General features: G+C 48.3%; 1 protein-coding gene. It reads right to left on the reverse strand.

Annotation, left to right across the window (positions count from 1 at the left end):
- Nucleotides 1-416, reverse strand: a 416-nt coding sequence (locus B2Z72_RS05375) for a transposase (RefSeq protein ID WP_297004312.1), incomplete at both ends; no start/stop codon positions are given.

A 416-nucleotide genomic window follows, 5' to 3' on the forward strand; every position in this document is an offset into this window, starting at 1 on the left:
CTGCAGTGTCTTTCGTTCGAACAGATTTACTCTCAGCACCCGCAACATTCGTAAAACTGTCCAACCCGATCTGGCTGCATAACGAGCATAAGCCACCAGTAGATAGGTGATCATAGCAATCCAGAGTTGAGTCATCACTGCGTTGCGTGATGTCCCCGAAAACGCATGGATATGCAGGCTCTGCTTAATGGCTTTGAAGAATAATTCAACCTGCCAGCGATCCTTATAAATACCTGCGATGGTCTTTGCTGCCAGCTGGAAGTGATTGGTTAAAAACTCGTATGTTTTTCCCGTTTCTCGGCAGTAATACACCACCCGGCGCAGAGGTGGAGCACCCCGTTTCTGTGCGTGATCGCTGCTGAACTGAATGTCCTGATCTTTGAGAATACCGTCAGCTTTATTGGCAGGATAGTCGC

The sequence above is a fragment of the Thalassolituus sp. UBA6592 genome (assembly GCF_002433655.1).
Classification (GTDB): Bacteria; Pseudomonadota; Gammaproteobacteria; order Pseudomonadales; family Oceanobacteraceae; genus Venatoribacter.